Here is a 23,890-nt window from a genome sequence, read left to right as displayed (position 1 = left end):
AGTAAACTCAAACCCTGTTAAAGGCGCCATCTCACTGAATAAATAGTTCAAATAATGTAAAGACTGTGTAAGTTTTGCGTATTATCCGCTCAGGTGAACAAAAAGAAAACAATTTTTATTAATTTTTGAAATGAGTTGACCTCATGGGGCATGAGCTGAGGATGCGCTGAAATAGATTAAAACTGCGTGAGTTATTACTGAAAAACGGGAAAATGCGGGTGGAGAAACTTCTCCCGTTTTTTAAAGTCCAGCTGCTGGCTTCAGTTGCCAGCTGGTCGGCATTTCAGAGATCGCGACTTTACCGTTGTCAGGGCGCGGATGCGCCTTTTTGCTGTGTATTACAGATCAGAAGCGGTAACCAGCCCCGAAGAAGAAGACAAAGGGATTAATGTGGGTATCGATACTCTGTCGTCCCGCGCCTGCGGCATCAAAGCGGACTTTGGTGTCAATATCCATGTACCACAGGGAGGCGTTCAGCATCCACTGTGGCGACAGCTGATAGTCCAGCCCCACCTGACCCGCCACGCCCCAGCTGTTTTTTACGCTGAGATTGCTCAGACCCGCATCACGCCCGGTCTGGTTGAAATCCGTGTCGTAAAACATCGTGTAGTTGACGCCGATGCCTGCATAAGGCTGGAGCTTGCTGTTATTTCCCATAAAGTACCATTGTGCCATCAGCGTTGGCGGTAGCTGATGAACGGTCGCCAGCGTCCCGGTAGAAGCTAACCCGACCTTATGGCGAAACGGCGTTGCGCCCAGCAGCTCGACGCCGACGTTATCGGTCAGCATATAGGTAAAAGTCAGTCCCAGCTGGGTATTGTTATCGATATCAAACTCGCCTAACCCCAGTACGTTATCGGAACCGCCGGTAGGACGCACCGTTGCAGAACCGGCACGCATAAAGAAATCGTCGGCCTGATGTGCAGATGCCACTACCGGCGCACAGGCCGCCACCAATAACGCTAATACTGAAATTTTCATAACCACTCCTTTGTCAGGTGAAAGATGCGCAATGTTGTCTTCTTTTTTTTAACGCGAAGATTTTAGCTTTATTTTCATAAAGATCACCCTAATAAAAGCGAAAGCGGCAGTAAATTCAGCAAAAATTGATCTGGATCAAAATATGTTAATTACATTAACAAAAGTGATGTAATTTAAAGCGGGTACTGTCTGGCAGGCCGCGGTCAACGCGAGAGCGGCCCAACAAAAGCATGATGGGTTACCTGCACTAAGCTAGCGGTACAAAGAAGGAAGACGGCGATGACCAGCGATAACGGATTGCATCTTAGCCAAACGGAAAGTTGTGTAAGTCGGGGTGCCAGGTTGGCTTAAGACCATGTACAATCGCCGGATCGCTAAATTCGGCTCTCAAGGAGTGTACATGTCATTCACGGCGGCTTCGTTATACCGTGACACGGGAAATTTTTTTCGCCATCAGCTGATTACTATTGTGCTGATCGCTTTGCTGACCTCATTTATTACTGTTTTAATCGGCCATGCTTTAACACCCGATATGGCCACGCTCGCGGGTAAAGACGACGCCTCGATGAGCCTGCTGGAATGGGTGCGAACGCTAACGCCGGAACAGCAGCGTGTTCTGCTACACGCTTCTGCCGCTGGCACCTTTGCCTCGCTGGTAGGCAATACGCTACTGGCAGGTGCGATGCTTAGCCTGATCCCGATGGTTTCCGCTGGCGAACGCGTTAGCGCGCTACGCGCTATCGGCGTTGCTGCACCCTCTCTGCCCCGTCTGCTGATACTGGTATTTTTTATGACGCTGATTGTGCAGCTGGGCTTTATGGCGCTGGTCGCTCCGGGCTTTATTCTCGCCACCGTGCTGGCAATGTCGCCAATTATTCAGGCGAAAGAAAACGTGGGCGCTTTTGCCGCCATGCGCGCCAGTACGCGCCTGGTCTGGAGTCAGGTTAAGGTCGTGGCCCCGGCTATTGCCGTGTGGCTGCTGGCAAAAATGGCGGTGCTGCTGCTGGCTTCGTCGCTGACCGTGCTGCCCGCTAACGTCGCCTCCGTGCTGATGAACGCGCTGAGCAACCTGTTTTCGGCGATACTGATTATCTATCTCTATCGCCTTTATATGCTGTTACGTTAATCAGTCGCTGCACGCCTGCTGGCGTGCAGCCCCTACTGGCCTGATAACCGGAAACCTCTATGAAGCAGTTACTTGATTTTCTTCCCCTCGTGGTCTTTTTTGTCTTTTATAAGCTTTACGATATTTATGTCGCTTCGGGCGCGCTGATCGCGGCTACTGCGCTGGCACTGGTGGCCAGCTGGTTCCTGTATCGCAAGCTGGAAAAAATGACCATTGTGACCTTTGTACTGGTCGCCGTTTTCGGCACGCTAACGCTGGTTTTCCATAACGACGAATTTATTAAGTGGAAGGTCACGGTAATCTATACGCTGTTTGCTGGCGCGCTGCTGTTCAGCCAGTTCTGGATGAAGCAGACGCTGATTCAAAGCATGCTGGGTAAAGAGCTGACGCTGCCGGATGCCGCCTGGCGTCGTCTGAACGTCGCCTGGGCACTGTTCTTCTTTGCCTGCGGCCTCGCCAATATTTACGTGGCTTTTTGGCTGCCTCAGGAAGTCTGGGTTAACTTTAAGGTATTTGGCTTAACCGTCCTGACGCTGCTCTTTACCTTGCTTAGCGGCGTATATATCTATCGCCTGATGCCGCAGGACGAAAAGTAATCACCGCAGCACGTTAAATCGGAAAAGCGCTTTTATCATGCAAAACACACTTTTATAGGCTCTTTAATAAAAGTGTGTTTTCGCTAAAACTGATTCAATACACCTCGTCACTCCGCTATACGCAGTCCGCACAGCATCCAGCCAGTGGTACAGCTTTAATATCAAATAATTATGTATGACATAATGAGCCACGGCACGGTGTAGATTAGCCCCTGTCTCCCTCAAGAAAGATCACAGCAAACAGAGCTATCTCTCATACCTGCTTCGTAAAGCGCGGAAAGCGGCTCAGGTTTTCGCCAAATAAACCTGTACAGCTTTCGATTTTTTGTATAACTTAGCAAACAAATCATCGCTCACCTGACAATAACGGAGTCTTCGAATGCAACAGACGGCACAAAAGGCTGGTATCAACAGCACAATCTCTGCATATTTTGCTCGCGCAGCTCTGCCTTCGCAACAGGAAACGCTGGGCTCGGTGGTCGTAGAAGTCCTGCGTTCAGGGCGCACTCTGAACCGTAAAGCTATCTGTATGCGCCTGTTAACACGTATCGATAAAGCATCTTCGCCTGAAGAAGAACAGCATCTCCAGGAATTGATTAAGCTTCTTTTTTGCGAGTAACGCTCTGTTTCTGAGCAGATTTTGTAGCCGGATACAGACAAGACTGCCGGCCTGAAAATCTTATTCAGAGAAAAACATGAAAGAGAATTATGAAAGATTGCGGGATATCCTTATCGGTAAAACAGTCCTCGGTCTCCTGAGTGAAAAATTGCCCGTCTCGTGGCATGCCGTGCTTGAAAAACTTGAAGCCACGCTAAATTCCGGGCTGGACAGTGAAAAAACGCACGCGGCTATGCTGGCTATAAAAGAAGTTAAAGAAGAGATGCGCCGCCGCGAGCCCGGTCATGCTGGACATTTGGTCAATATCCCTGCGGCAAATGATAGCGACGACACGACCCAACATTAACTACGATTGCCGAAAGCGACAGCCTGAGTGGGTACAGCAGCTGGCATAAACAACACTATCAGACAGGTAATGCAATGATGCAGCAAAACAGTGTAGAAGCGATCCCGGTCCTGGCCCACCAGCTGCAAAATATCGATGAAAGATATGAGGATGAAAAGTTAGCCTTCAGTGAAGCCACAAGGGCTATACTGGCCGCGTCAGGCAACGTGTCTCGCAAATCGATTCTTTTCTATTTTGTTAGCGAATTAGAGAACACGACTGATGTTGTAAGAATAGACGTTCTGCGTAACTGTCTGGAGTTGCTTTTAGGCCTGAGTAAAACTGTCGAGTGACAACTCTGTTGCAGGTGTCCTCTGCACCACGCCCTGTCCTTTCAGTGCATTTTCCGCATAAGCATTTTGATAACTTCCTGACAGCTACCGCGCGTTTCAGGATTGTCTGTCTCCTCACTGAGGTGATAAAGAGCTTCAGCAAGCTCGTGCGGTTGCAAAATTTTATCAGGCGTCAGCAGCTGTTTTACAGCCTTACCGACGAAATTAAATATCTCTTCTGAAGTACCGGATTCATGTTTTTTCAATACGCCCCCTTTTAGTGGATATATACACAGTACAGCATCTCCTTCCCGCTGTCTGCAAATGCGGCCAGTCACGCTTCAATCCGCATTTATAATCAAAAACCTTTAACCGTTGTTTCTTGCGCATAGCGACCTCCTGCTGACCAGAATGTAGCCAATAATCATCTGTTTCTAATGTTTCAGAGGATTATCCGGGCATTTTCCCTCTGAGCGACTACAGTCAGGGGTGAGGTTTTCATCAATCGTTCAAATGGAGGAATTACCGTGTTTTTTCAAGACGACGAGAAAGGCCACGTCATTATTGGCGAAGCGGCACTGCACCTGGCACTGGCTCAAAAAGAGATTACCGTTATGTCTCTTATCGCCGAGCTTGGACGCATGGCTGTAGATCACAGCGGTGACGCGCGTTTGCTTGAGCTTTCTGAAGCCCGGAACTGGCTAAGAACGTTCATCACGCCGGGTATCACCAGGCAGCCTGTGCCGTACCTGCAGAATTTTGTAAGCCTGAACGAAGACAAGAACTAACGCCAGTGGACGTAGTCCGGCTCTGGCCGGAAAACGATAGCGAAAGATGACCTCACAGGTCGCGCGAAAGCGTGTACCGGCCGGAGATATTGTCAGGGAGGACACCATCCCGGTACTCAGTTTCATACGGATATATCCTCAGTACTCTCTCACCAGAACCCTGAAGATGCGCTTTTATTGTTATACAGAAGCGTGCCTCCTGCTATCCCTGCTTCGTGCCCGGCCTTTTGATTGGCTCGTTTGCGCGCCTGTTAATGTATAAAAAGTGTGTACAGAAGCCTTTCGGGTTAAAATAAGATGCGGCACAACAATGCGCTAACCGCATATAATCAGTTAACAGCACAACAAAAACCCGGCACTTTTTAGCTAACGGCCAGGCAGTTTTTCAGAAAAACAATTCAGTACCCGTGGTAAATCGGGCCTTTAATTTTATCGGAAGCAAATAATGAGCGAAGAACAACGACTCCCGCAGGGCGAAATGGTGCTGCGAACGCTGGCGATGCCTGCGGATACCAACGCCAACGGCGATATCTTTGGCGGCTGGCTAATGTCGCAAATGGATATGGGCGGCGCGATTCTGGCGAAAGAGATTGCCAATGGCCGTGTGGTGACGGTCAGAGTGGACGGCATGACCTTTTTGAAACCGGTGGCGGTTGGCGACGTGGTGAGCTGTCATGCCCGCTGTATCCGAACCGGCAGCAGCTCTATTACCATTAATGTTGAAGTATGGATTAAGAAAGTCTCTTCCGAGCCGATTGGTCAGCGCTACTGCACGACCGAAGCGGTCTTTATCTATGTGGCCGTGGACGGCGAAGGTAAAGCCCGCCCGCTTCCGGCTGATAAAAGCCATTTTAGCGAAGCGTAACCTTCACCGGCGCGCTGAAAGATCGGTCTTCAGCGCGCTGGCGTGAGCTTTACTCAATGCTTGAACCACCATTAATTTTAAAAACGATGTTCATGGTTTGATCTTTGCCAGGTTTGCCTGGCTCATATCGCCATTTCCTCACGGCTTCTTTTATTGTACGTTCAAACATATTGCGCGGCTGAGCTTCGATAATACGCAGATTATCAATCTGACCGGAAGCATCGACATCAAACTTAATACGCACATGGCCCTCAATCCGTAAAGCAGAAGCTCGCGGTGGGTAGATCGGCTTATCTACTCTTAACGCTTTTGGCCCGCTTGCAACGGCAGTAGAAGCAGAAGGCGCATTAGAGGTCTTTGGCGCGGTAGAGGGTTTGGTTGCCGTTGCCGTTTTGTCGTTATTTAACGGCGCGGCCTGGCGCGGCTCTTCACGCGGTTTCACCTCTTTTTTATGCTTCACCACCTCTTTCTTTGGCTTTGGTCTGGGCTTAGGCTTGGGAACAGGTTTGGGGATCGGCACCGGCTCCGCTTTTGGCGGCTCTGGCTCTGGCTCTGGCACAGGTTCCGGTTCCGGCTCGGGTTCCGCTACCGGCTGGGGAGCAGGCTGAGGCGCTGGCTGGGGTTCAGGCTGCACTTCAGGCGCGACCAGAGAGACGCTGATGGGCTGAGACGCTTTCGGTACGGGCACCACCTGATGAAATGAAGCATAGAGTATCCCGCCTATCACCACGGCGTGCAGCCCCAGGGAAAAAAGCGTCGGCAGTGAAATACGGCGTGGAAAAGAAGTTTCGGTCAGCGTCGTCATAATCTTTCTGCGATAAAAGTTGAAGCGTAAGTGTAAATGCAAATAGCAATCAGTTTCAACAACCCACCTCATTTCCGGCGCGATTTTGTCAGAAAAGGTGTTGGCTGCCGTCGCCTGGTTCGCTTCGTCATCTTTCATTTGCAGAATAGCGAACGATGACTTAACGTGAAGTCCACTTTTACCGACACCGACAGGAGTTAACGTGCTCTACGTAATTTATGCGGAAGATAATGCAGATTCACTGGAAAAGCGTCAAGCCGTACGCCCTGCTCACCTGGCGCGCCTGCAGCTGCTGCAGGATGAAGGACGCCTGATTATTGCCGGGCCGATGCCGGCCGTTGACAGCAATGAACCTGGCGCGGCGGGTTTTTCCGGATCGACCATTATTGCTGAGTTTACCTCCCTGGAAGAGGCGCAGTCTTGGGCGCAGGACGATCCCTACGTTGCCGCAGGCGTTTACAAGCAGGTTGCCGTTAAGCCTTTCAAGAAAACGTTTTAACCCTTACTACCAGATGACTAAATGAAAATTGGCTATCTTTTTCCCGCTGCGGTCGGGATAGCTGGCGCGGTGCTGCTGGTCTGGTTTATCGCCAGCGGCGCATGGATGCCGGGCGCATAAATACCGGCAACGGGCCAGAAATGGAAAACCCGCCGACCGGCGGGTTCAGGCTGCTGCCCCCCTGAAGCGACGGGAGCCTGCACGTTGTTAACAACAAAAACCCGCTAACCGGCGGGTTTGTTGTTTCAGACCAGCTGGGTGATAAACAGAATAGAACGCCGCTGCTGCTGGCTCAGCTGATGGCGAATAGCATGCATGCGGCCATAGCGTCTGGACTGGCCTTCCAGCCAGCGTGCCCGGCGGCGCTGAATCTGGCGCGACATCCGCCAGCGTGCGACTTCATTTCTACTCCGTCTCATTTCACCCTCTGTGCTAACAAAAACTCGCGCCGCATTATAAAGATTTTTGCCGTCAGGCCAAGTCCGATTGCTTAAGGAAAAGGTTTCGTCCGCCGCCATCTGCACGTAAACTCCTGTAATCAGAGGTGAACGGGACTTCCACTTTTATGACGACTTTTTATACTTTTGTCAGCTGGCTGCTGGTTTTTGGTTACTGGCTGCTGATTGCCGGCGTGACGCTACGCGTTCTGATGAAGCGGCGGACGGTGCCTTCTGCGATGGCCTGGCTGCTGGTCATCTATATTCTGCCGCTGGTGGGCATTGTGGCCTATCTCTCTTTCGGCGAACTGCATCTGGGAAAGCGACGTGCCGAGCGCGCACGTACCATGTGGCCTTCCACCGCCAAATGGCTTAACGATTTGAAGTCGTGCCACTCTATTTTTGCCCGGGACAACAGCGACGTGGCCCGCTCTCTGTTTCAACTTTGTGAAAACCGTCAGGGCATCGCGGGCGTTAAGGGCAATCAGCTACAGCTGCTGACCTCGACGGACGATACCATGCAGGCGCTGATCCGCGATATCCAGCTCGCCCGCCACAATATTGAGATGGTTTTTTATATCTGGCAGCCCGGTGGCATGGCGGATGAAGTGGCGGAAACGCTGATGGCGGCGGCGCGGCGCGGCGTTCACTGTCGCCTGATGCTCGATTCTGCGGGCAGCGTGCAGTTCTTCCGTAGTCCCTGGCCCGCGATGATGCGCAATGCCGGTATCGACGTGGTTGAATCGCTGAAGGTTAGCCTGCTGCGCGTTTTTCTGCGCCGCATGGATTTGCGTCAGCATCGTAAAGTGGTACTGATTGATAACTATATTGCCTATACCGGCAGCATGAATCTGGTCGATCCGCGCTACTTTAAGCAGGATGCGGGCGTGGGCCAGTGGATCGATCTGATGGCGCGTATGGAAGGCCCGGTCGCCACCACGATGGGCATTATTTACTCCTGCGACTGGGAAATTGAGACCGGGAAACGCATTTTACCGCCGCCGCCCGACGGTACGATTATGCCTTTTGAACAAGAAAGCGGCCATACGATTCAGGTTATTGCTTCCGGGCCAGGCTTCCCGGAGGATTTGATCCACCAGGCGTTGCTGACGGCGGTCTATTCAGCCCGCGAACAGCTGATTATGACCACGCCCTACTTTGTACCGAGCGACGATCTGCTGCACGCTATCTGCACCGCCGCCCAGCGTGGCGTAGAGGTCAGTATTATCGTGCCCAAACATAACGATTCGCTGCTGGTGGACTGGGCGAGCCGCTCCTTTTTCGCAGAGTTACTGGAAGCAGGCGTCAGAATTTATCAGTTCGAAGATGGTTTGCTGCATACTAAAAGCGTGCTGGTCGACGGGCAGCTTAGCCTGGTCGGCACGGTCAACCTGGATATGCGCAGCCTGTGGCTAAATTTTGAGATTACCCTGGTGATTGATGACGATGGTTTCGGTAGCGATCTGGCCAGGGTCCAGGACGACTATATCGCCCGTTCGCAGCTGCTTGACGCCAAACGCTGGCTGCAGCGCGCTTACTGGCAGCGAATTGTTGAACGACTGTTTTACTTCTTTAGTCCGTTGTTGTAAAACGGGCGGAATTGCACAGCGCCCTGAGGGCATTATGGGAAACTTTATGGATTTGAATAACCGCCTTACCGAAGATGAAACGCTGGAACAGGCTTATGATATTTTCCTTGAGCTGGCGGGCGATAACCTCGATCCGGCCGATATCATCCTGTTCAATCTTCAGTTTGAAGAGCGTGGCGGCGCAGAGCTACACGATCCGGCTGAAGACTGGGCCGAGCACGTGGATTTCGATCTCAACCCGGACTTTTTTGCCGAAGTGGTTATTGGCCTGGGCGAGAGCGAAGAAGATCCGGTCACCGACATTTTTGCTCGCGTGCTGCTGTGCCGCGAAAAAGACCACAAGCTTTGCCATATCCTGTGGCGTGAGTAACCGTAAACCGCAGCCAGACGCTGCGGTTTAACCCTCTTATAACGGATCTACCTTCAGACAAGAAACCGCATGACGGAAACTGCCTTCCAGCAGCGGCCTTGTCACGGCACACTCCGGCCCCGCTATCGGACAGCGCGTGCGGAAAACGCAGCCTGACGGCGGATTGATTGGCGACGGTAGCTCTCCTTCCAGCAGCTGAATGACCTTGTTTTTTTCCAGATCGGGATCGGGGATCGGCACGGCGGACATCAGCGCGCGCGTGTAGGGATGCTGTGGATTCTGATACACCTCGTCATAGGTGCCCAGCTCCACCGCATGGCCCAGATACATCACCAGAACGCGATCCGAAATATGCTTAACTACCGCCAGGTCGTGCGCGATAAAAATAAGGGAAAGCCCCATTTCCCGCTGTAGCTGCTGCAAAAGGTTGACGACCTGCGCCTGAATGGAAACGTCCAGCGCGGAAACCGGCTCGTCACAGATAATCAGCTTTGGCTCCAGGATCAGCGCGCGGGCGATGCCGATACGCTGGCACTGGCCGCCAGAAAACTCGTGCGGATAGCGGTTGATCAGATTCGGCAACAGCCCCACCTTCATCATCATCGTCCTGACCCGCTCTTTGACCTCCTGCCGCGCCATTCGGGGATGATAGGTACGCAGCGGCTCGGCAATAATATCGCCGATGGTCATCCGGGGATTCAGCGAGGCCAGCGGATCCTGAAAAATCATCTGGATATCGCTGCGCGCCTTGCGCCACTCCTCCTCGCTCTGCCCCAACAGATCGCGGCCAAGCCAGGCGACGCGGCCCGCCGTGGCGTTAACCAGGCCAATGATAGCGCGCGCCAGCGTCGACTTTCCGCAGCCGGATTCGCCTACCACGCCCAGCGTTTCACCTTCATAAAGGCGCAGGCTGACGCCATCCACGGCCTTCAGCGTCTTAGGCGGCTGCCAGAACCACTGCTTGCCGTCTTTAATCGAAAAGTGGACTTTAAGATCGGCTATTTCCAGCAGCACTCTTTTTTCAGCTACAGCGTTCATACCAGCTCCTCCGCAGGTTTAAAACAGGCGCGCAGGCGGCTTTCGCCAAAAGGCGTCAGTGGCGGCATGGTGGCGCAAACTTCCATCGCATGAGGACAGCGAGGCTGGAACGGACAGCCTTTTGGCAGCCGCAACAGGTTAGGCGGATTACCGGGGATAGTCGTCAAGGTTTCGCCCTGCGCATCCAGACGCGGAACGGCATTCAGCAGGCCAATCGAATAAGGATGCGTAGGCTGATAAAAGATATCGCGCGCTTTGCCATACTCCATCGTTCTGCCTGCATACATCACCAGCACCCGATCGCAGATCCCCGCTACCACGCCAAGATCGTGCGTGATCATTATGATTGCGGTGTTGAATTCTCTTTTCAGGTCGTTAAGCAGCGTCATAATTTGCGCCTGCACGGTAACGTCCAGCGCGGTAGTGGGTTCATCGGCAATCAGCAGCTTAGGCCGGCAGAGCAGCGCCATCGCAATCATTACGCGCTGCCGCATACCGCCAGAGAACTCGTGCGGATACATTTTCATGCGCTTGCGGGCCTCCGGCATTTTTACCGCATCCAGCATGCGTACCGACTCTTCAAACGCCTGCGCGCTGCTCATGCCTTTATGCAGCTGCAGCACTTCCATCAGCTGTTCGCCAACGCGCATATAGGGATTGAGCGAGGTCATCGGATCCTGAAAAATCATGGCAATCTGTTCAGCACGCAGCCGGTTTAGCTTTTTTTCCGGCAGGTTGAGGATCTCTGAACCATTGAAGCTGGCCGAGCCGCCGATACGGCCGTTGCTGGCCAACAGGCCCATCAGCGCAAAGGCCGTTTGCGATTTACCGGAACCGGACTCGCCAACGATGCCTAAGGTTTCACCTGCCCGCAGGTCAAAATTCAGATCGTTGACGGCGGTAACGTCGCCATCAGGCGTGGCAAAGGTAACGCGTAAATCTTTTACCGACAGCAGCAGCTCGCCCGTTTGTTGCGCCATTGCTGGCCTGAGTTGGGTCACGTTCATCGGGAAACTCCTTAGCGGTCTTTCGGATCGAGGGCATCACGCAGGCCATCGCCGATAAAGTTGAAACAAAACAGCGTAACCACTAAAAAACCGGCCGGAAACAGCAGCAGCCACGGCGACACTTCCATTGAGTTTGCGCCATCGCTGAGCAATGCGCCCCAGCTACTGAGTGGCTCTTGCGTACCCAAACCTAAAAAGCTCAGGAAAGATTCAAACAGGATCATGCTCGGCACCAGCAGCGAGGCGTAAACCACCACCACGCCGAGCACGTTCGGCACGATATGGCGCAGCACGATGCTGGCAGTAGAAACGCCGCCAACGTGGGCCGCTTCGATAAACTCTTTGCGCTTGAGGCTTAGCGTCTGGCCGCGCACGATACGCGCCATATCCAGCCAGGAAACCAGGCCGATAGCAACAAAGATCAGCAGAATATTACGGCCAAAAAAGGTCACCAGCAGAATGACAAAGAACATAAACGGGAAGGAGTTAAGGATCTCCAGCAGGCGCATCATCACCGAATCGGTTTTGCCGCCAAGATAGCCCGCCAGCGAGCCATAGAGCGTGCCTACCAGCACCGCTACCAGCGCGGAGGCGATGCCGACCATCAGCGAGATGCGACCGCCAATCGCGACGCGAACCAGCAAATCACGGCCGGACGAGTCCGTACCAAAATAGTGTTTCGAGGCGATATCGGGCGCGCTCGACATCATTCCCCAGTCGGTATCGTCATAGGTAAACGAAGAGAGCATGGGTGCAAAAACCACAAATAGCGCAATCAACACCAGCACGGTCAGGCTGGCCAGCGCCGCGCGGTTATGGATAAAACGGCGGCGCGCATCCTGCCACAGGCTACGCCCTTCCACCTCAAGCTGTTCGCTAAAGGCATCAAGAGCGGCGCTGTTTTTCTTAGTTAACATCACAAGCTCCTAGTAGCGAATTTTCGGATCGATGACCGCATAAAGTACGTCAACAATCGCGTTAAAAAGAATGGTCAGCACGCCCACCAGAATGGTCAGGCTGAGCACCAGCGAATAGTCGCGGTTCAGGGCACCGTTAACAAACAGCTGTCCAATACCCGGCAGACCATAGATGGTTTCGATAACCATAGAGCCGGTAATGATGCCCACAAAAGCTGGCCCCAGATAGGAGAGCACCGGCAGCATCGCTGGCTTCAGCGCGTGGCGCAAAATAATGCGACGCATTGGCAGGCCTTTTGCCCGGGCCGTCCGGATAAAGTTGGTATGCAGTATTTCGATCATCGAGCCGCGGGTAATGCGCGCAATGCTGGCGATATAGGCCAGCGACAGCGCGACCATCGGCAGGATCATGTACTGAATCGCCCCGCCGTTCCAGCCGCCGCCCGGTAGCCATTTCAGCACGATGGCGAAGATAAGCACCAGCAGTGGTGCCACCACAAAGCTGGGTATCACCACGCCCGTCATCGCGACACCCATTACCAGGAAATCCCATTTGCTGTTCTGCTTCAGTGCGGCAATCACTCCCGCCGTCACGCCCAGCACAATCGCCAGAATAAACGCCGCCAGGCCCAGTTTTGCCGAGACCGGAAAGGCATGGCCGACCAGATAGTTAACCGAATAATCTTTATATTTAAACGAAGGCCCAAAATCCCCGTGCGCCAGCTGGCTCAGATAGCTCAGGTACTGTTTCCAGATAGGATCGTTCAGATGGTATTTGGCCTCAATATTCGCCATCACTTCCGGCGATAACGTGCGCTCACCGGTGAAAGGACTGCCCGGAGCCAGACGCATCATAAAAAAGGAGATAGTAATAAGGATAAGTAGCGTCGGAATCGCTTCCAGAAAACGACGAAAAATAAATTTTAACATTGCCCGTACCTGCTGGCCTGTGCTTCAGCACTGCTTAAAAGAATCGCGTGGGGAAAGGCAACCCTTTCCCCAACCAATTAATGCTTGATGATATAAATGTCTTTATCGTAGAGGTAGTTCAACGGATCTTTGCCGGTGTAACCGCCTACATAAGGTTTCACCAGGCGCGTGTTGGCATAGTAGAAGACCGGCGCAATAACCGAATCTTTGTCCAGCTGCTGTTCAGCCTGGGTGTAGGCGGCGCTGCGCGCTTTCTCGTCGCTGGCTGTTGCCGCCGTCGCCATAAATTTGTCAAATGCGGCTGATTTATAGTGCGAGGTGTTATTGCTGCTGTTAGAGAGCATGGTGTTCAAAAACGAGGTCGGTTCGTTGTAGTCCGCACACCATGCCGCGCGCGCGACGTCAAAGTTGCCCTGATGACGAGTATCCAGGAACGTTTTCCACTCCTGGTTATTCAGCTTGATATTCACGCCGAGATTTTTCTTCCAGATTGACGTAGCGGCAATGGCCAGCTTTTTATGCAGATCGGAAGTGTTGTATAGCAGCTCAAAAGTTAGCGGCTTGTCCGCCGTATAGCCCGCTTCGGCCAGCAGCTTTTTCGCCTCTTCGTTACGTTTTTCCTGCGACCAGTTCACCCAGTCCGGCTTGACCAGCTCTGCGCCGTCGATGGCGGGTGGCGTATAGCTCCACGCGGGCTGTTGGCCCTGCGCCAGCACTTTATTGACCATGATGTCGCGATCCAGACCCAGCTTCAGCGCGGTGCGCACGCGAGGATCGTTGAAAGGCGCTTTCTGGTTATTGATTTCATAATAATAGGTGCAGAGGTAAGGATCGACGTGCAGCTCTTTAGGGTTATCTTTTTGCAGCTTTTTAAATAGCTCAATCGGCAGATTGGTATAGGTCATGTCGCTGCCGCCGCTGAAATAGCGGTTAACGTCGTTAACTTCTGAAGGGATAGGCAGGAAGGTTACTTTCTCCAGTTTGGTATTGGCGTTATCCCAGTACTGCGGGTTACGAACCAGCACGATGCGTTCGTTAATAATATGTTCCTGCAGTTTGAAAGCGCCGTTGCCTACCCAGTTACCCGGCTGCGTCCATTTTTCACCAAACTTATCAATGGCAGGTTTATAAACTGGCGACATTGAAGGGTGAATTAACAGCTTATAGAAATAAGGAACGGATTCGCTTAGCGTAACCTGCAACGTATGCGCATCCAGCGCTTTCACGCCCAGCTGGTCAGGCTTTTTCTTACCGGCGATAATGTCGTCGATATTTTCCAGATGGCCGTACTGCAAATAGCTGGCGTAAGGCGAAGCGGTTTTCGGATCGGCCAGACGCTCCCAGCTATACACAAAGTCCTGAGCCGTTACAGACTCGCCGTTGGACCATTTGGCGTTAGCACGCAGATGGAAAGTCCAGACCTTGCCGTCTTTGTTTTCCCAGCTCTCCGCTACGCCAGGGATAGGGTGACCGTTCGGATCGTTAATCAGCAATCCTTCCAGCAAATCGTAGCTGACGGCGGATTCCGGCACGCCTTCAATTTTATGCGGATCCAGCGACTGGACTTCGTCGCCGTTGCCTTTAGTCAGCTCCTGCTTCGCCGCCAGCTGCACGCCAGCCGGGACCGTTGCTGCCGTAGCCAGATTGGCCGCCAGCGCGCCGATGACGGCCAGCGCCAGCAGGCTCTTCTTGGTGATGTTGGTCATTTTGCTACTCCAGTTTTTTATTATTACTGAAACGCTTTGGGCGTTTCGGTTTGCCGGGTTTGCTGCTCGTGGCGCGGAACGAAGACGTCACGGCGTGTTTTTATTTCCCCTGGCTGCTATCATCCTTTTACTTATTACCTTCCTTTCTAATCAATGCTTTATAATGTAATAGTCCTTCACGTTTGGCTGATCCTGCGGGTCTTTACCGCTAAAGCCGCCAACCCAGGGCTTTACCAGCCTGGCGCTGACGCGGTAATAAACCGGCACGATGGCGGAATCACGATCGAGCTGTTGCTCGGCCTGCTGGTAAAGTGCAGCGCGCTCTGCGGCATCCGCTGCAAAAAGAGTTTTGGCCAGCAGACGGTCAAAGGCTTCGCTCTTGTAGAAAGCGGTGTTGTTAGATGAGCGGCTTTGCATTGTGTTTAAAAAGCTGGAAGGCTCGTTGTAGTCGGCACACCAGGTGGCGCGGGCTACGTCAAAGTTGCCCTGATGGCGCGTATCAAGCATGGTTTTCCATTCCTGGTTATCCAGCGTGACCTTTGCGCCCAGGTTTTTTTGCCACATGGACGCGGCGGCAATCGCCTGGCGTTTATTCAGGTCAGAAGTGTTATAAAGCAGCGAGAAACGCAAGGGTTTTTCTTGGCTATAGCCCGCTTCAGCCAGCAGCTTTCTGGCCTGTTCGTTACGCTGCTGCTGCGTTAGCTGCATCCACGCAGGCTGCTGCAACCGGGCACCATCAATAAAGGGTGGCGTAAAGCCACCAGCGGGGATCTGCCCCTGCCCCATAATTTTGTTGGCGATAATGTCGCGGTCCAGCGTGAGTTTCACCGCCGTGCGCACGCGCGCATCGTCAAAAGGCGGACGCCTGTTATTCAGCTCATAATAAAACGTGCACAAAAGTGGACTGACGCGAACCTGCGTCTCCAGCGTTTTCTTTAACATGGGAAAAAGGTCGGGCGGCAGCGCGCTGTTGGTGATATCGATTTCGCCGCTACGATAACGGGCTACGTCCGTAGATTCGGAGGTGATGGGCAAGAAAATGGCCGTTTCAATCGCGGTATGCGCGTTATCCCAATAGCGAGGGTTACGCTTCAGCACGATCTTTTCATTGATAACCCAGTCGCTGAGCGTATAGGCGCCGTTGCCGACGTAGTGTTCCGGCTGCGTCCATTTGTCGCCCCACTTTTCCACGGCTTGCCGGTTAACCGGCTTTAACGCGGCATTGGTAGCCAGCGCAATGAACCAGGGAACAGGTTCGCTGAGCGTAACCTGAAAATGGGTATCATCAAGAGCCTTAACGCCTAAACTTTCGACGGGTCTTTTACCTGCCAGAATCTCATCGACGTTTTCGATGTGGGCATACTGTAAATAGCTGGCATAAGGGGACGCGGTTGCCGGGTCGGCCAGCCGCCGCCAGCTGTAAACAAAATCTTCTGCCGTGACCGGCTCACCGTTACTCCAGGTCGCCTTACGCAGGGTAAACGTCCAGGTTTTATACTGCTGATTGCTCCAGCTCTCCGCCATGCCCGGTACGCTATGGCCTTGATTATCTGTGTTTACCAACCCTTCCAGCAGATTACTGACAATGTTGCTTTCCGGTACGCCTTCAATCTTTTGCGGATCCAGCGTAGAGACTTCGCTACCGTTATTAATGGTGATTTTTTGTTGTGCGGCCAGCGCAATCCCTTCAGGCGGAGTTGCAGCGTTGGCCAGCGACACAGAGGTTATACAGGCCAGTGCCAGGTTATGCAGTTTTTTCATTAATCAGTGATTACCTCTGTGGAGCTCTGGCCGATTGTCGAAGCGCGTTTAAAATGCATTGCACATCCGATGCCAGGTTTGCTCAGTGCAGAAAAACCTAACAGAAGGCGACTTCATGCTCCACAGCAAAATGATGGAAATGTTAACCATTTCTCTTTTATGGCGTTAAAAATTTCCCGCAGCGCACTTCTTTTTCGGCAGAAAATAAAATTAAGTTATTGATTTAGTTCCAAAAATAAGAAAACCATGGTTGCAGAAATGTTTTAACAAAGTTAAATGAAGATAAAACCGCAAATCTCGTCGTGACGGCGATTTTCCGGTCATATACGCTATTATCGCTTCAGTAATTAGTTTTAACTGCTGATAAGAAACCAGTATGGCAGCACATTGGCATGTTATTTAAATAACATTTACTGCTTACCTTTTGATAAAACACGCTTTTGCAGTAATTACATTAATATGGGGCGGCTTCTGTTAAGCCAAACGAATAATTGCACCTCACTGGTGCAATTAACGTTTGAGAAGGATCATTTTGGTGCGCAATTTTGTTTCAGCCGCGAAACAACCGCAGATTATCTGCTTTAAACCTCATTTTTCAGCAAGCTTTCAGGTGACCAGTCCGGGAAATAAGGCTCTGAGGCCCGTCACCACAAACTCAATCCCTAAGGCCATTAACAGCAGCCCCATGATACGGGTTATCACGTTGATACCCGTTTGTCCTAATGCCCTGACCATTAATGGTGCAGCCCGGAACAACAGCCAGCAGCATAAAGAAAACAGCGCGATCGCTACGCTAAAGCCTAACAAATTTTGCCAGCTGTGATAGCGAGTGCTCCAGACGATGGTAGAACTGATTGCGCCCGGCCCCGCCATAAGCGGCAGCGCCAGCGGCACGACGCCCACGCTTTCGCGTATCGCCGTTTCTGATTTCTCCTGCTTGTTTTGCTTATCCTCTCCCAGCTTGCCGCTGATCATCGACATGGCAATGGTCACAACCAGAATGCCGCCGGCGATGCGAAATGAATCGATAGAGATCCCAAAGATATGCAGGATGGCATCGCCTAAAAACAGCGCGGTCCAGAGAATAATGGCCACGGAAAGATTGGCCGTCAGATTGGTTTTGTTGCGGGCAACCGGGAGCTGATAGCTGGTCATACTGATAAATACCGGGATAATGCCCACCGGATTGACCAGCGCAAAAAGCCCGACGAAAAATTTAATATAGCCTGACAGATCGAGGATGGCTGGATTCACGCTTTTCTCCTGAACAGCAATACAATATTCACTACAGTTAATTTAGCATCAGCGCACGCAGACTTTGCAGAATCAACCCTGTCCCCCGGATATTCAGGCTAATAAAACCAGAATAATCAGAGTATTAAACTACTAATCTACTGTATTCCATGTCGTTCTACCATAAACAGAATAGCAAGATTGCCGTACCGCGTTAGCTGAAAGGTGTCAGCATGGATAAATATTGACCTGCATCAAAATCTCTGGCGCGTACCGTGCGTATATTGGGGGCAATAGAGGGATCTCACGCGGCGACGGTTTCCTTCTGTCACCGCCATGAATAACAGACTCTATTAGTAAACTTTCAGAACTTGCAGGCCATAAAGCAAGCGCATTGAGCAAATAATAAGCACACCTTGTCTATAATTGTTTGTTCTGGCTCGTTTACTAACAGAGTTTAACTTTCATCAGGAGAGCATTATGGCCGTTACCAATGTTGCCGAGCTTAACGCACTGGTTGAACGCGTAAAAAAAGCCCAACGAGAATATGCAAACTTTACCCAGGAGCAGGTCGATAAAATCTTCCGTGCGGCCGCATTAGCCGCCGCCGACGCCCGTATCCCGCTGGCGAAAATGGCCGTTGCCGAATCCGGCATGGGTATTGTGGAAGATAAAGTGATTAAAAATCATTTTGCCTCAGAGTATATTTACAACGCTTATAAAGATGAAAAAACCTGCGGCATACTGGCTACCGACGATACGTTTGGTACCATAACTATCGCAGAGCCTACCGGCCTGATTTGCGGGATTGTCCCGACCACTAACCCCACTTCTACAGCAATTTTCAAAGCGCTCATTAGCCTGAAAACGCGTAACGGCATTATCTTCTCTCCTCACCCACGCGCTAAAGACGCCACCAATAAAGCAGCCGATATCGTACTGCAGGCCGCTATTGCCGCCGGTGCGCCAAAAGATATTATCGGCTGGATCGATATGCCTTCTGTCGAATTGTCCAATCAGCTGATGCACCATCCTGATATCAATCTCATTCTGGCAACCGGCGGCCCTGGCATGGTGAAAGCCGCCTACAGCTCCGGTAAACCGGCAATTGGCGTGGGCGCGGGTAATACCCCTGTTGTTATCGATGAAACGGCTGATATCAAGCGCGCGGTCGCGTCCATCCTGATGTCAAAAACCTTTGATAACGGCGTTATTTGCGCTTCTGAACAGTCCGTCATTGTGGTGGATTCCGTTTACGATGCGGTACGCGAACGCTTTGCCAGCCACGGCGGCTATCTGCTGCAGGGCAAAGATCTGAAAGCCGTGCAGGATATCATTCTGAAAAACGGCGGGCTGAACGCCGCTATCGTCGGCCAACCGGCGGTTAAAATTGCCGAAATGGCCGGTATTAACGTTCCGGACAACACCAAGATTCTGATTGGCGAAGTAAAACTGGTGGATGAAACTGAGCCTTTCGCCCATGAAAAGCTCTCTCCTACTCTGGCGATGTATCGCGCGAAAGATTTCGAAGAGGCGGTCAGCAAAGCGGAAAAACTGGTGGCGATGGGCGGTATTGGCCATACCTCGTGCCTGTATACCGATCAGGATAACGAGCGTGAACGCATCAATTTCTTCGGCGACAGAATGAAAACGGCGCGTATTCTGATTAATACTCCGGCTTCGCAAGGCGGCATTGGCGATCTGTATAACTTTAAGCTGGCTCCTTCACTGACGCTGGGCTGCGGCTCGTGGGGCGGTAACTCCATTTCTGAAAACGTCGGACCTAAACACCTGATCAATAAGAAAACCGTGGCTAAGCGAGCAGAAAATATGTTGTGGCATAAACTTCCCAGGTCTATCTACTTCCGTCGCGGCTCTCTGCCCATCGCGCTGGAAGAAGTGGCCACCGATGGTGCCAAACGCGCCTTTATCGTTACCGACCGCTATCTGTTTAATAACGGCTATGCGGATCAGGTCGTGTCAGTGCTGAAGTCCCATGGCCTTGAAACCGAGATTTTCTTTGAGGTCGAAGCGGATCCGACGCTGAGCATTGTCCGCAAGGGCGCAGAGCAGATGAACTCCTTTAAGCCGGACGTCATTATTGCACTGGGCGGCGGTTCCCCTATGGACGCAGCGAAAATCATGTGGGTGATGTATGAACATCCAGAAACCCATTTTGAAGAGCTGGCGCTGCGCTTTATGGATATTCGCAAACGTATCTATAAATTCCCGAAAATGGGCGTGAAGGCGAAAATGATTGCCATCACTACCACGTCCGGTACAGGTTCTGAAGTCACGCCGTTTGCCGTGGTGACCGATGACGCCACCGGTCAGAAATATCCGCTGGCGGACTATGCACTCACGCCGGATATGGCGATTGTTGACGCCAACCTGGTAATGAATATGCCAAGGTCGCTATGTGCTTTCGGTGGGCTGGATGCCGTAACGCACGCGCTGGAAGCTTACGTTTCCGTGTTAGCTAACGAATATTCTGACGGCCAGGCGCTACAGGCGTTAAAACTGCTGCAGGAAAACCTGCCGACCAGCTATCGCGAAGGGGCAAAAAATCCGGTTGCGCGCGAGCGTGTGCATAATGCCGCTACCATCGCCGGTATCGCTTTTGCCAACGCCTTCCTGGGTGTATGTCACTCTATGGCGCACAAACTCGGTTCTGAATTCCATATTCCGCACGGCCTGGCGAACGCGCTGCTGATTAGCAACGTTATTCGCTACAACGCCAACGATAATCCGACCAAGCAAACGGCGTTCAGCCAGTATGACCGTCCGCAGGCCCGTCGCCGCTATGCTGAAATTGCCGACCATCTGGCTTTAAGCGCGCCGGGCGACCGTACCGCACAGAAAATTGAAAAACTGCTGCTGTGGCTGGAAGGAATGAAGACCGAACTGGGTATTCCAAAATCAATCCGCGAAGCGGGCGTACAGGAAGCCGATTTCCTGGCGAAGGTTGATAAACTGGCGGAAGATGCCTTTGACGACCAGTGTACCGGAGCCAACCCACGTTATCCGCTAATTGCTGAGCTGAAACAGATTATGCTGGATACCTTCTACGGTCGTGAATACGTTGAGCCATTTACGTCTGTTGCCGAAGCGGTAGCCGCACAGCCGATTGACCGTAAAAAAATGAAAAAGGCATAAGCTTTTCGTCTGAACACTAAAAGTAAATAAATGATAACGCCCTGTGAGCACTATGCGGACAGGGCGTTTTTTATTAAGAAAAATTAATCTCGGCACGGCAGCCGGGCATCGCCAGGTTGTTAAAAAACGCTAAAGATATTTGTCTGTGGATCAGGCTGGCCTGCGCCCTTTTTCACCATAAACGGCCGCCATGCAGTGCTGTTCAATCGCCGCCTTATAGTGCTTACGGCAGACAGAAACATAGCGCTCATTACCGCCTATCACCACCTGCTCACCTTCGTTATAGGGCGCGCCATTTTCATCCACGCGTAGTACCATGCCCGCTTTTCTTCCGCAGTGGCAAACGGTTTTCAATTCTACCAGCTTGTCGGCCCAGGCTAACAAATACTGGCTACCGCTAAATAATTCGCCGCGAAAATCGGTTCTTAATCCATAACAAAGTACGGGAATATCTAAATTATCTACCACGTCTGACAACGCTTTTACCTGGGCACGGGTAAGAAATTGCGACTCATCAATCAGAACACAGTGAACCGATTCCATTTGCTGTTCTGCTTTTATCTCATCAAAAAGTGCCGTGTCGTTATTATACAATTTTGCTGGAGAAGAAAGGCCAATGCGTGAACTCACTTTACCAACGCCAAAACGGTTATCGATCTCGGCGGTATAGATCAGCGTACGCATTCCGCGCTCGTGATAGTTATAAGATGATTGCAGTAGCGCAGTTGATTTACCTGCATTCATCACGGAATAATAAAAATAAAGCTGAGCCATTGGGCTTCACTCCGAATAAAAAATTAACGGTTTTGCATTATTGTACCACATCGGCCGGCGCCCGAAGCGTTAGGGTGGCCGCTACTTTATCTCTGGGTGCTAAAATCTGGCTACCGCACCCTGTACTATTGTCCAGGGTTGACGAACTAAAATTTTATGCCTTAAAGATCCTGGCATATCTATTATTTTGCAGCTGACGATTAAAAAAACGCTTTAAATGCTGCCGTTCTCTTTCAAATTTCCCGCGCGTTAACTGTTTGTGCAGATTAAAAAAAATGATGCTGAGCGATTAAGCCAGGTAATAGCGTAACTTAAACTCGTAATCCGTTACAGTTTAAGGAGCAGCCCGGCGGTTATTCACGACAATTTAATTAGCTTTTCCATTAATAACGGTGTGGCAGTATCAGCGCATTAACTTATTCTGCTTTTCTTACACAATTAACTATTGCAGTTCATTAGGGCGCACTCTATTATTATCAGGCAGAACATTCCCCCATTATAAATTTTTGAGAACAGAACAATGAGCGAAGCACTTAAAATTTTGAACAACATCCGTACTCTGCGTGCGCAAGCCAGAGAATGCTCGCTGGAAACGCTGGAAGAGATGCTGGAGAAGCTGGAAGTTGTTGTCCACGAGCGCCGTGATGAAGAGAGCCACGCTCAGGCCGAAATCGAAGAACGCACGCGCAAACTGCAGCAGTATCGCGAAATGCTGATTGCTGACGGTATCGATCCAAGCGATCTGCTGTCCGCAGTGGGCACGCCAAAAAGCGCAGGTAAAGCAAAGCGCGCAGCTCGTCCGGCCAAATATAAATACGTCGACGAAAACGGCGAAACCAAAACCTGGACCGGCCAGGGCCGTACTCCAGCAGTTATTAAGAAAGCCATTGAAGAACAGGGTAAGAAACTCGAAGACTTCATGCTGTAATAGCCTCTGGCAGAACATACAGCCGCCGCAGTGGTCACCGATGCGGTAAAAAAAAGGAAGCTCAGGCTTCCTTTTTTTATGCGGGTTATTATGACGGGTAGAAGGATCGGTACCAGCTGACAAAACGGCTGACGCCCTCTTCCACGCCAGTCTGAGGCTTAAAGCCAATCGCCTTATACAGCGCTGCCGTATCTGCGCTGGTCTCCAGTACATCGCCAGGCTGCATTGGCAGCATATTTTTATCGGCGGTCATGCCAAGAGCTTTTTCAAGCGCCTCAATATAGGCCATCAGCGTTACCGGATTGCTGTTACCAATGTTATAGACGCGATAAGGTGCCGAACTGGTCGCCGGACTGCCGGTCTCTACCGTCCATTCTGCATCCGCCTGAGGAATAACATCCTGCAGTCTGACAATGGCCTCGGCAATATCATCAATATAAGTAAAGTCGCGACGCATCTGTCCATTGTTATAGACGTCTATTTTTTCACCCGCAATCATAGCGCGGGTAAACTTAAACAGCGCCATATCAGGACGTCCCCAGGGACCGTATACGGTAAAGAAGCGCAGGCCCGTGGTTGGAATACCATAGAGATGAGAATAGGTATGCGACATCAGCTCGTTGGCTTTTTTCGTCGCGGCATAAAGGGAAACAGGATGGTCAACAGAATCATCGGTCGAGAAAGGCATTTTGCGATTCAGACCATATACCGAGCTGGAAGAAGCGTAAAGCAGATGTCCCACCTTATTATGGCGGCATCCTTCCAGAATATTCAGGTGGCCAATCAGATTGCTGTCAGCGTAAGCCAGAGGATTATCCAGCGAGTAACGCACGCCGGCCTGAGCCGCTAAATGGATGACCCGGTCAAAGCGTTCGTCGGCAAAAAGCTGCGCCATTCCTGCCCTGTCAGCCAGGTCAAGCTTAATAAAAGAAAAGGCGGGAGAAGGCTTGAGTAAATCCAGACGGGCGAGTTTGAGTTTTACATCGTAATAGTCATTCAGGTTGTCGAGACCGACAACCTGGTGACCGGCACTGAGCAGGCGTTGTGTAACATAAAAACCAATAAATCCTGCCGCGCCGGTAACCAGATATTTCATACTGCCCTCGTT

The 23,890-nt window shown here is 51.5% G+C and carries 26 protein-coding genes; 13 read left to right on the top strand and 13 right to left on the bottom strand.

The window, feature by feature from the left end; genetic code table 11:
• Positions 1-345: 345 nt before the first annotated feature.
• On the bottom strand, positions 346-981 hold the full coding sequence (gene ompW / locus ACMGGR_RS08805) for an outer membrane protein OmpW (protein WP_414148663.1): 636 nt from the start codon (positions 979-981) through the stop codon (positions 346-348).
• A 400-nt stretch (positions 982-1,381) separates the two neighbouring features.
• Here ompW and ACMGGR_RS08800 point away from each other — a divergent pair, with 400 nt between their 5' ends.
• The 5 genes from ACMGGR_RS08800 (at position 1,382) to ACMGGR_RS08780 (ending at position 4,000) form a co-directional block, all read left to right on the top strand.
• On the top strand, positions 1,382-2,107 hold the full coding sequence (locus ACMGGR_RS08800; protein ID WP_246759697.1) for a YciC family protein: 726 nt from the start codon (positions 1,382-1,384) through the stop codon (positions 2,105-2,107).
• Between the two features lie 59 nt (positions 2,108-2,166).
• On the top strand, positions 2,167-2,703 hold the full coding sequence (locus tag ACMGGR_RS08795; RefSeq protein ID WP_246759698.1) for a septation protein A: 537 nt from the start codon (positions 2,167-2,169) through the stop codon (positions 2,701-2,703).
• A gap of 379 nt (positions 2,704-3,082) precedes the next feature.
• On the top strand, positions 3,083-3,322 hold the full coding sequence (ycgZ, locus tag ACMGGR_RS08790) for a regulatory protein YcgZ (protein WP_246759699.1): 240 nt from the start codon (positions 3,083-3,085) through the stop codon (positions 3,320-3,322).
• 76 nt (positions 3,323-3,398) lie between these two features.
• The gene (locus ACMGGR_RS08785; protein ID WP_246759700.1) at positions 3,399-3,668 is read left to right on the top strand and encodes a hypothetical protein; all 270 of its coding nucleotides are present in this window, start codon (positions 3,399-3,401) and stop codon (positions 3,666-3,668) included.
• 74 nt (positions 3,669-3,742) lie between these two features.
• Positions 3,743-4,000 carry a biofilm development regulator YmgB/AriR family protein gene (locus tag ACMGGR_RS08780; protein ID WP_246759702.1) on the top strand — a complete coding sequence of 86 codons (258 nt, stop codon included), beginning with the start codon at positions 3,743-3,745 and terminating at the stop codon, positions 3,998-4,000.
• Between the two features lie 41 nt (positions 4,001-4,041).
• Here the strand turns inward: ACMGGR_RS08780 and ACMGGR_RS08775 are convergent, their stop codons facing one another.
• Positions 4,042-4,245, bottom strand: a complete 204-nt coding sequence (locus ACMGGR_RS08775) for a hypothetical protein (protein WP_246759703.1) — start codon at positions 4,243-4,245, stop codon at positions 4,042-4,044.
• A gap of 261 nt (positions 4,246-4,506) precedes the next feature.
• Here ACMGGR_RS08775 and ACMGGR_RS08770 point away from each other — a divergent pair, with 261 nt between their 5' ends.
• A complete protein-coding gene (locus ACMGGR_RS08770) occupies positions 4,507-4,767 on the top strand; it encodes a hypothetical protein (protein ID WP_246759704.1) in 261 nt (86 codons plus the stop codon).
• Between the two features lie 445 nt (positions 4,768-5,212).
• The gene (yciA, locus tag ACMGGR_RS08765; RefSeq protein WP_246759705.1) at positions 5,213-5,632 is read left to right on the top strand and encodes an acyl-CoA thioester hydrolase YciA; all 420 of its coding nucleotides are present in this window, start codon (positions 5,213-5,215) and stop codon (positions 5,630-5,632) included.
• Between the two features lie 49 nt (positions 5,633-5,681).
• Here yciA and tonB read toward each other — a convergent pair whose 3' ends face one another.
• Positions 5,682-6,437: a TonB system transport protein TonB gene (gene tonB / locus ACMGGR_RS08760; RefSeq protein WP_414148662.1), complete on the bottom strand. Its 756-nt coding sequence runs from the start codon at positions 6,435-6,437 to the stop codon at positions 5,682-5,684.
• 202 nt (positions 6,438-6,639) lie between these two features.
• Between tonB and ACMGGR_RS08755 the strand changes: the two genes are divergently transcribed.
• A complete protein-coding gene (locus ACMGGR_RS08755) occupies positions 6,640-6,936 on the top strand; it encodes a YciI family protein (protein WP_246759708.1) in 297 nt (98 codons plus the stop codon).
• Between the two features lie 21 nt (positions 6,937-6,957).
• The gene (locus tag ACMGGR_RS08750; protein ID WP_246759709.1) at positions 6,958-7,056 is read left to right on the top strand and encodes a YoaK family small membrane protein; all 99 of its coding nucleotides are present in this window, start codon (positions 6,958-6,960) and stop codon (positions 7,054-7,056) included.
• A gap of 125 nt (positions 7,057-7,181) precedes the next feature.
• On the opposite strand, the gene ACMGGR_RS08745 is transcribed toward ACMGGR_RS08750, so the two are convergent.
• Positions 7,182-7,355: a YciY family protein gene (locus tag ACMGGR_RS08745; RefSeq protein ID WP_125287735.1), complete on the bottom strand. Its 174-nt coding sequence runs from the start codon at positions 7,353-7,355 to the stop codon at positions 7,182-7,184.
• A gap of 146 nt (positions 7,356-7,501) precedes the next feature.
• Here ACMGGR_RS08745 and cls point away from each other — a divergent pair, with 146 nt between their 5' ends.
• Both cls and ACMGGR_RS08735 read left to right on the top strand, forming a co-directional pair.
• Positions 7,502-8,962 carry a cardiolipin synthase gene (cls, locus tag ACMGGR_RS08740; protein ID WP_246759710.1) on the top strand — a complete coding sequence of 487 codons (1,461 nt, stop codon included), beginning with the start codon at positions 7,502-7,504 and terminating at the stop codon, positions 8,960-8,962.
• A 46-nt stretch (positions 8,963-9,008) separates the two neighbouring features.
• Complete coding sequence (locus ACMGGR_RS08735) at positions 9,009-9,332, top strand: HI1450 family dsDNA-mimic protein (protein ID WP_246759711.1); 324 nt, start codon at positions 9,009-9,011, stop codon at positions 9,330-9,332.
• 36 nt (positions 9,333-9,368) lie between these two features.
• Here ACMGGR_RS08735 and oppF read toward each other — a convergent pair whose 3' ends face one another.
• The 7 genes from oppF to ACMGGR_RS08700 all read right to left on the bottom strand — a co-directional run bounded on the left by oppF (position 9,369) and on the right by ACMGGR_RS08700 (position 17,945).
• Positions 9,369-10,370, bottom strand: coding sequence for a murein tripeptide/oligopeptide ABC transporter ATP binding protein OppF (gene oppF / locus ACMGGR_RS08730; protein WP_246759712.1), 1,002 nt, complete (start codon positions 10,368-10,370; stop codon positions 9,369-9,371).
• On the bottom strand, positions 10,367-11,377 hold the full coding sequence (locus ACMGGR_RS08725; RefSeq protein WP_246759713.1) for an ABC transporter ATP-binding protein: 1,011 nt from the start codon (positions 11,375-11,377) through the stop codon (positions 10,367-10,369). Before ACMGGR_RS08725 ends, oppF begins: the two co-directional genes overlap by 4 nt.
• 11 nt (positions 11,378-11,388) lie before the next feature.
• A complete protein-coding gene (oppC, locus tag ACMGGR_RS08720) occupies positions 11,389-12,297 on the bottom strand; it encodes an oligopeptide ABC transporter permease OppC (RefSeq protein ID WP_246759715.1) in 909 nt (302 codons plus the stop codon).
• Positions 12,298-12,303: 6 nt separating this feature from the next.
• Entirely contained in the window at positions 12,304-13,224 is a 921-nt protein-coding gene (gene oppB / locus ACMGGR_RS08715; protein WP_246759716.1) for an oligopeptide ABC transporter permease OppB, read from the bottom strand.
• A 77-nt stretch (positions 13,225-13,301) separates the two neighbouring features.
• Positions 13,302-14,930: an oligopeptide ABC transporter substrate-binding protein OppA gene (gene oppA, locus ACMGGR_RS08710; protein WP_414148661.1), complete on the bottom strand. Its 1,629-nt coding sequence runs from the start codon at positions 14,928-14,930 to the stop codon at positions 13,302-13,304.
• A gap of 150 nt (positions 14,931-15,080) precedes the next feature.
• On the bottom strand, positions 15,081-16,691 hold the full coding sequence (locus ACMGGR_RS08705; protein WP_414148660.1) for an ABC transporter substrate-binding protein: 1,611 nt from the start codon (positions 16,689-16,691) through the stop codon (positions 15,081-15,083).
• 606 nt (positions 16,692-17,297) lie between these two features.
• Positions 17,298-17,945 carry a YchE family NAAT transporter gene (locus ACMGGR_RS08700; protein ID WP_246759720.1) on the bottom strand — a complete coding sequence of 216 codons (648 nt, stop codon included), beginning with the start codon at positions 17,943-17,945 and terminating at the stop codon, positions 17,298-17,300.
• Positions 17,946-18,404: 459 nt separating this feature from the next.
• On the opposite strand from ACMGGR_RS08700, the gene adhE reads away from it, so the two are divergent.
• Complete coding sequence (gene adhE / locus ACMGGR_RS08695) at positions 18,405-21,080, top strand: bifunctional acetaldehyde-CoA/alcohol dehydrogenase (protein WP_414148659.1); 2,676 nt, start codon at positions 18,405-18,407, stop codon at positions 21,078-21,080.
• Positions 21,081-21,230: 150 nt separating this feature from the next.
• Here adhE and tdk read toward each other — a convergent pair whose 3' ends face one another.
• Positions 21,231-21,854: a thymidine kinase gene (gene tdk / locus ACMGGR_RS08690; RefSeq protein ID WP_246759723.1), complete on the bottom strand. Its 624-nt coding sequence runs from the start codon at positions 21,852-21,854 to the stop codon at positions 21,231-21,233.
• Positions 21,855-22,374: 520 nt separating this feature from the next.
• Here tdk and hns point away from each other — a divergent pair.
• A complete protein-coding gene (gene hns, locus ACMGGR_RS08685) occupies positions 22,375-22,782 on the top strand; it encodes a histone-like nucleoid-structuring protein H-NS (RefSeq protein WP_246759724.1) in 408 nt (135 codons plus the stop codon).
• A gap of 88 nt (positions 22,783-22,870) precedes the next feature.
• On the opposite strand, the gene ACMGGR_RS08680 is transcribed toward hns, so the two are convergent.
• Positions 22,871-23,878: an NAD-dependent epimerase gene (locus ACMGGR_RS08680; RefSeq protein WP_246759725.1), complete on the bottom strand. Its 1,008-nt coding sequence runs from the start codon at positions 23,876-23,878 to the stop codon at positions 22,871-22,873.
• Positions 23,879-23,890: the final 12 nt, after the last annotated feature.

This window comes from Erwinia sp. BNK-24-b (assembly GCF_047456155.1).
GTDB lineage: Bacteria > Pseudomonadota > Gammaproteobacteria > Enterobacterales > Enterobacteriaceae > Erwinia > Erwinia phyllosphaerae.
The sequence above is the reverse complement of the archived record's forward strand: the minus strand, read 5'-3'. Positions and strand labels throughout refer to the sequence as shown.

Excerpts from the sequence above, each read along its gene's own strand:
- ompW (WP_414148663.1), bottom strand. The coding sequence starts at position 981 with ATGAAAATTTCAGTATTAGCGTTATTGGTGGCGGCCTGTGCGCCGGTA.
- ACMGGR_RS08800 (WP_246759697.1), top strand. The coding sequence starts at position 1,382 with ATGTCATTCACGGCGGCTTCGTTATACCGTGACACGGGAAATTTTTTT.
- ACMGGR_RS08795 (WP_246759698.1), top strand. The coding sequence starts at position 2,167 with ATGAAGCAGTTACTTGATTTTCTTCCCCTCGTGGTCTTTTTTGTCTTT.
- ycgZ (WP_246759699.1), top strand. The coding sequence starts at position 3,083 with ATGCAACAGACGGCACAAAAGGCTGGTATCAACAGCACAATCTCTGCA.
- ACMGGR_RS08785 (WP_246759700.1), top strand. The coding sequence starts at position 3,399 with ATGAAAGAGAATTATGAAAGATTGCGGGATATCCTTATCGGTAAAACA.
- ACMGGR_RS08780 (WP_246759702.1), top strand. The coding sequence starts at position 3,743 with ATGATGCAGCAAAACAGTGTAGAAGCGATCCCGGTCCTGGCCCACCAG.
- yciA (WP_246759705.1), top strand. The coding sequence starts at position 5,213 with ATGAGCGAAGAACAACGACTCCCGCAGGGCGAAATGGTGCTGCGAACG.
- tonB (WP_414148662.1), bottom strand. The coding sequence starts at position 6,437 with ATGACGACGCTGACCGAAACTTCTTTTCCACGCCGTATTTCACTGCCG.
- ACMGGR_RS08750 (WP_246759709.1), top strand. The coding sequence starts at position 6,958 with ATGAAAATTGGCTATCTTTTTCCCGCTGCGGTCGGGATAGCTGGCGCG.
- ACMGGR_RS08745 (WP_125287735.1), bottom strand. The coding sequence starts at position 7,355 with ATGAGACGGAGTAGAAATGAAGTCGCACGCTGGCGGATGTCGCGCCAG.
- cls (WP_246759710.1), top strand. The coding sequence starts at position 7,502 with ATGACGACTTTTTATACTTTTGTCAGCTGGCTGCTGGTTTTTGGTTAC.
- ACMGGR_RS08735 (WP_246759711.1), top strand. The coding sequence starts at position 9,009 with ATGGATTTGAATAACCGCCTTACCGAAGATGAAACGCTGGAACAGGCT.
- oppF (WP_246759712.1), bottom strand. The coding sequence starts at position 10,370 with ATGAACGCTGTAGCTGAAAAAAGAGTGCTGCTGGAAATAGCCGATCTT.
- ACMGGR_RS08725 (WP_246759713.1), bottom strand. The coding sequence starts at position 11,377 with ATGAACGTGACCCAACTCAGGCCAGCAATGGCGCAACAAACGGGCGAG.
- oppB (WP_246759716.1), bottom strand. The coding sequence starts at position 13,224 with ATGTTAAAATTTATTTTTCGTCGTTTTCTGGAAGCGATTCCGACGCTA.
- oppA (WP_414148661.1), bottom strand. The coding sequence starts at position 14,930 with ATGACCAACATCACCAAGAAGAGCCTGCTGGCGCTGGCCGTCATCGGC.
- ACMGGR_RS08705 (WP_414148660.1), bottom strand. The coding sequence starts at position 16,691 with ATGAAAAAACTGCATAACCTGGCACTGGCCTGTATAACCTCTGTGTCG.
- adhE (WP_414148659.1), top strand. The coding sequence starts at position 18,405 with ATGGCCGTTACCAATGTTGCCGAGCTTAACGCACTGGTTGAACGCGTA.
- tdk (WP_246759723.1), bottom strand. The coding sequence starts at position 21,854 with ATGGCTCAGCTTTATTTTTATTATTCCGTGATGAATGCAGGTAAATCA.
- hns (WP_246759724.1), top strand. The coding sequence starts at position 22,375 with ATGAGCGAAGCACTTAAAATTTTGAACAACATCCGTACTCTGCGTGCG.
- ACMGGR_RS08680 (WP_246759725.1), bottom strand. The coding sequence starts at position 23,878 with ATGAAATATCTGGTTACCGGCGCGGCAGGATTTATTGGTTTTTATGTT.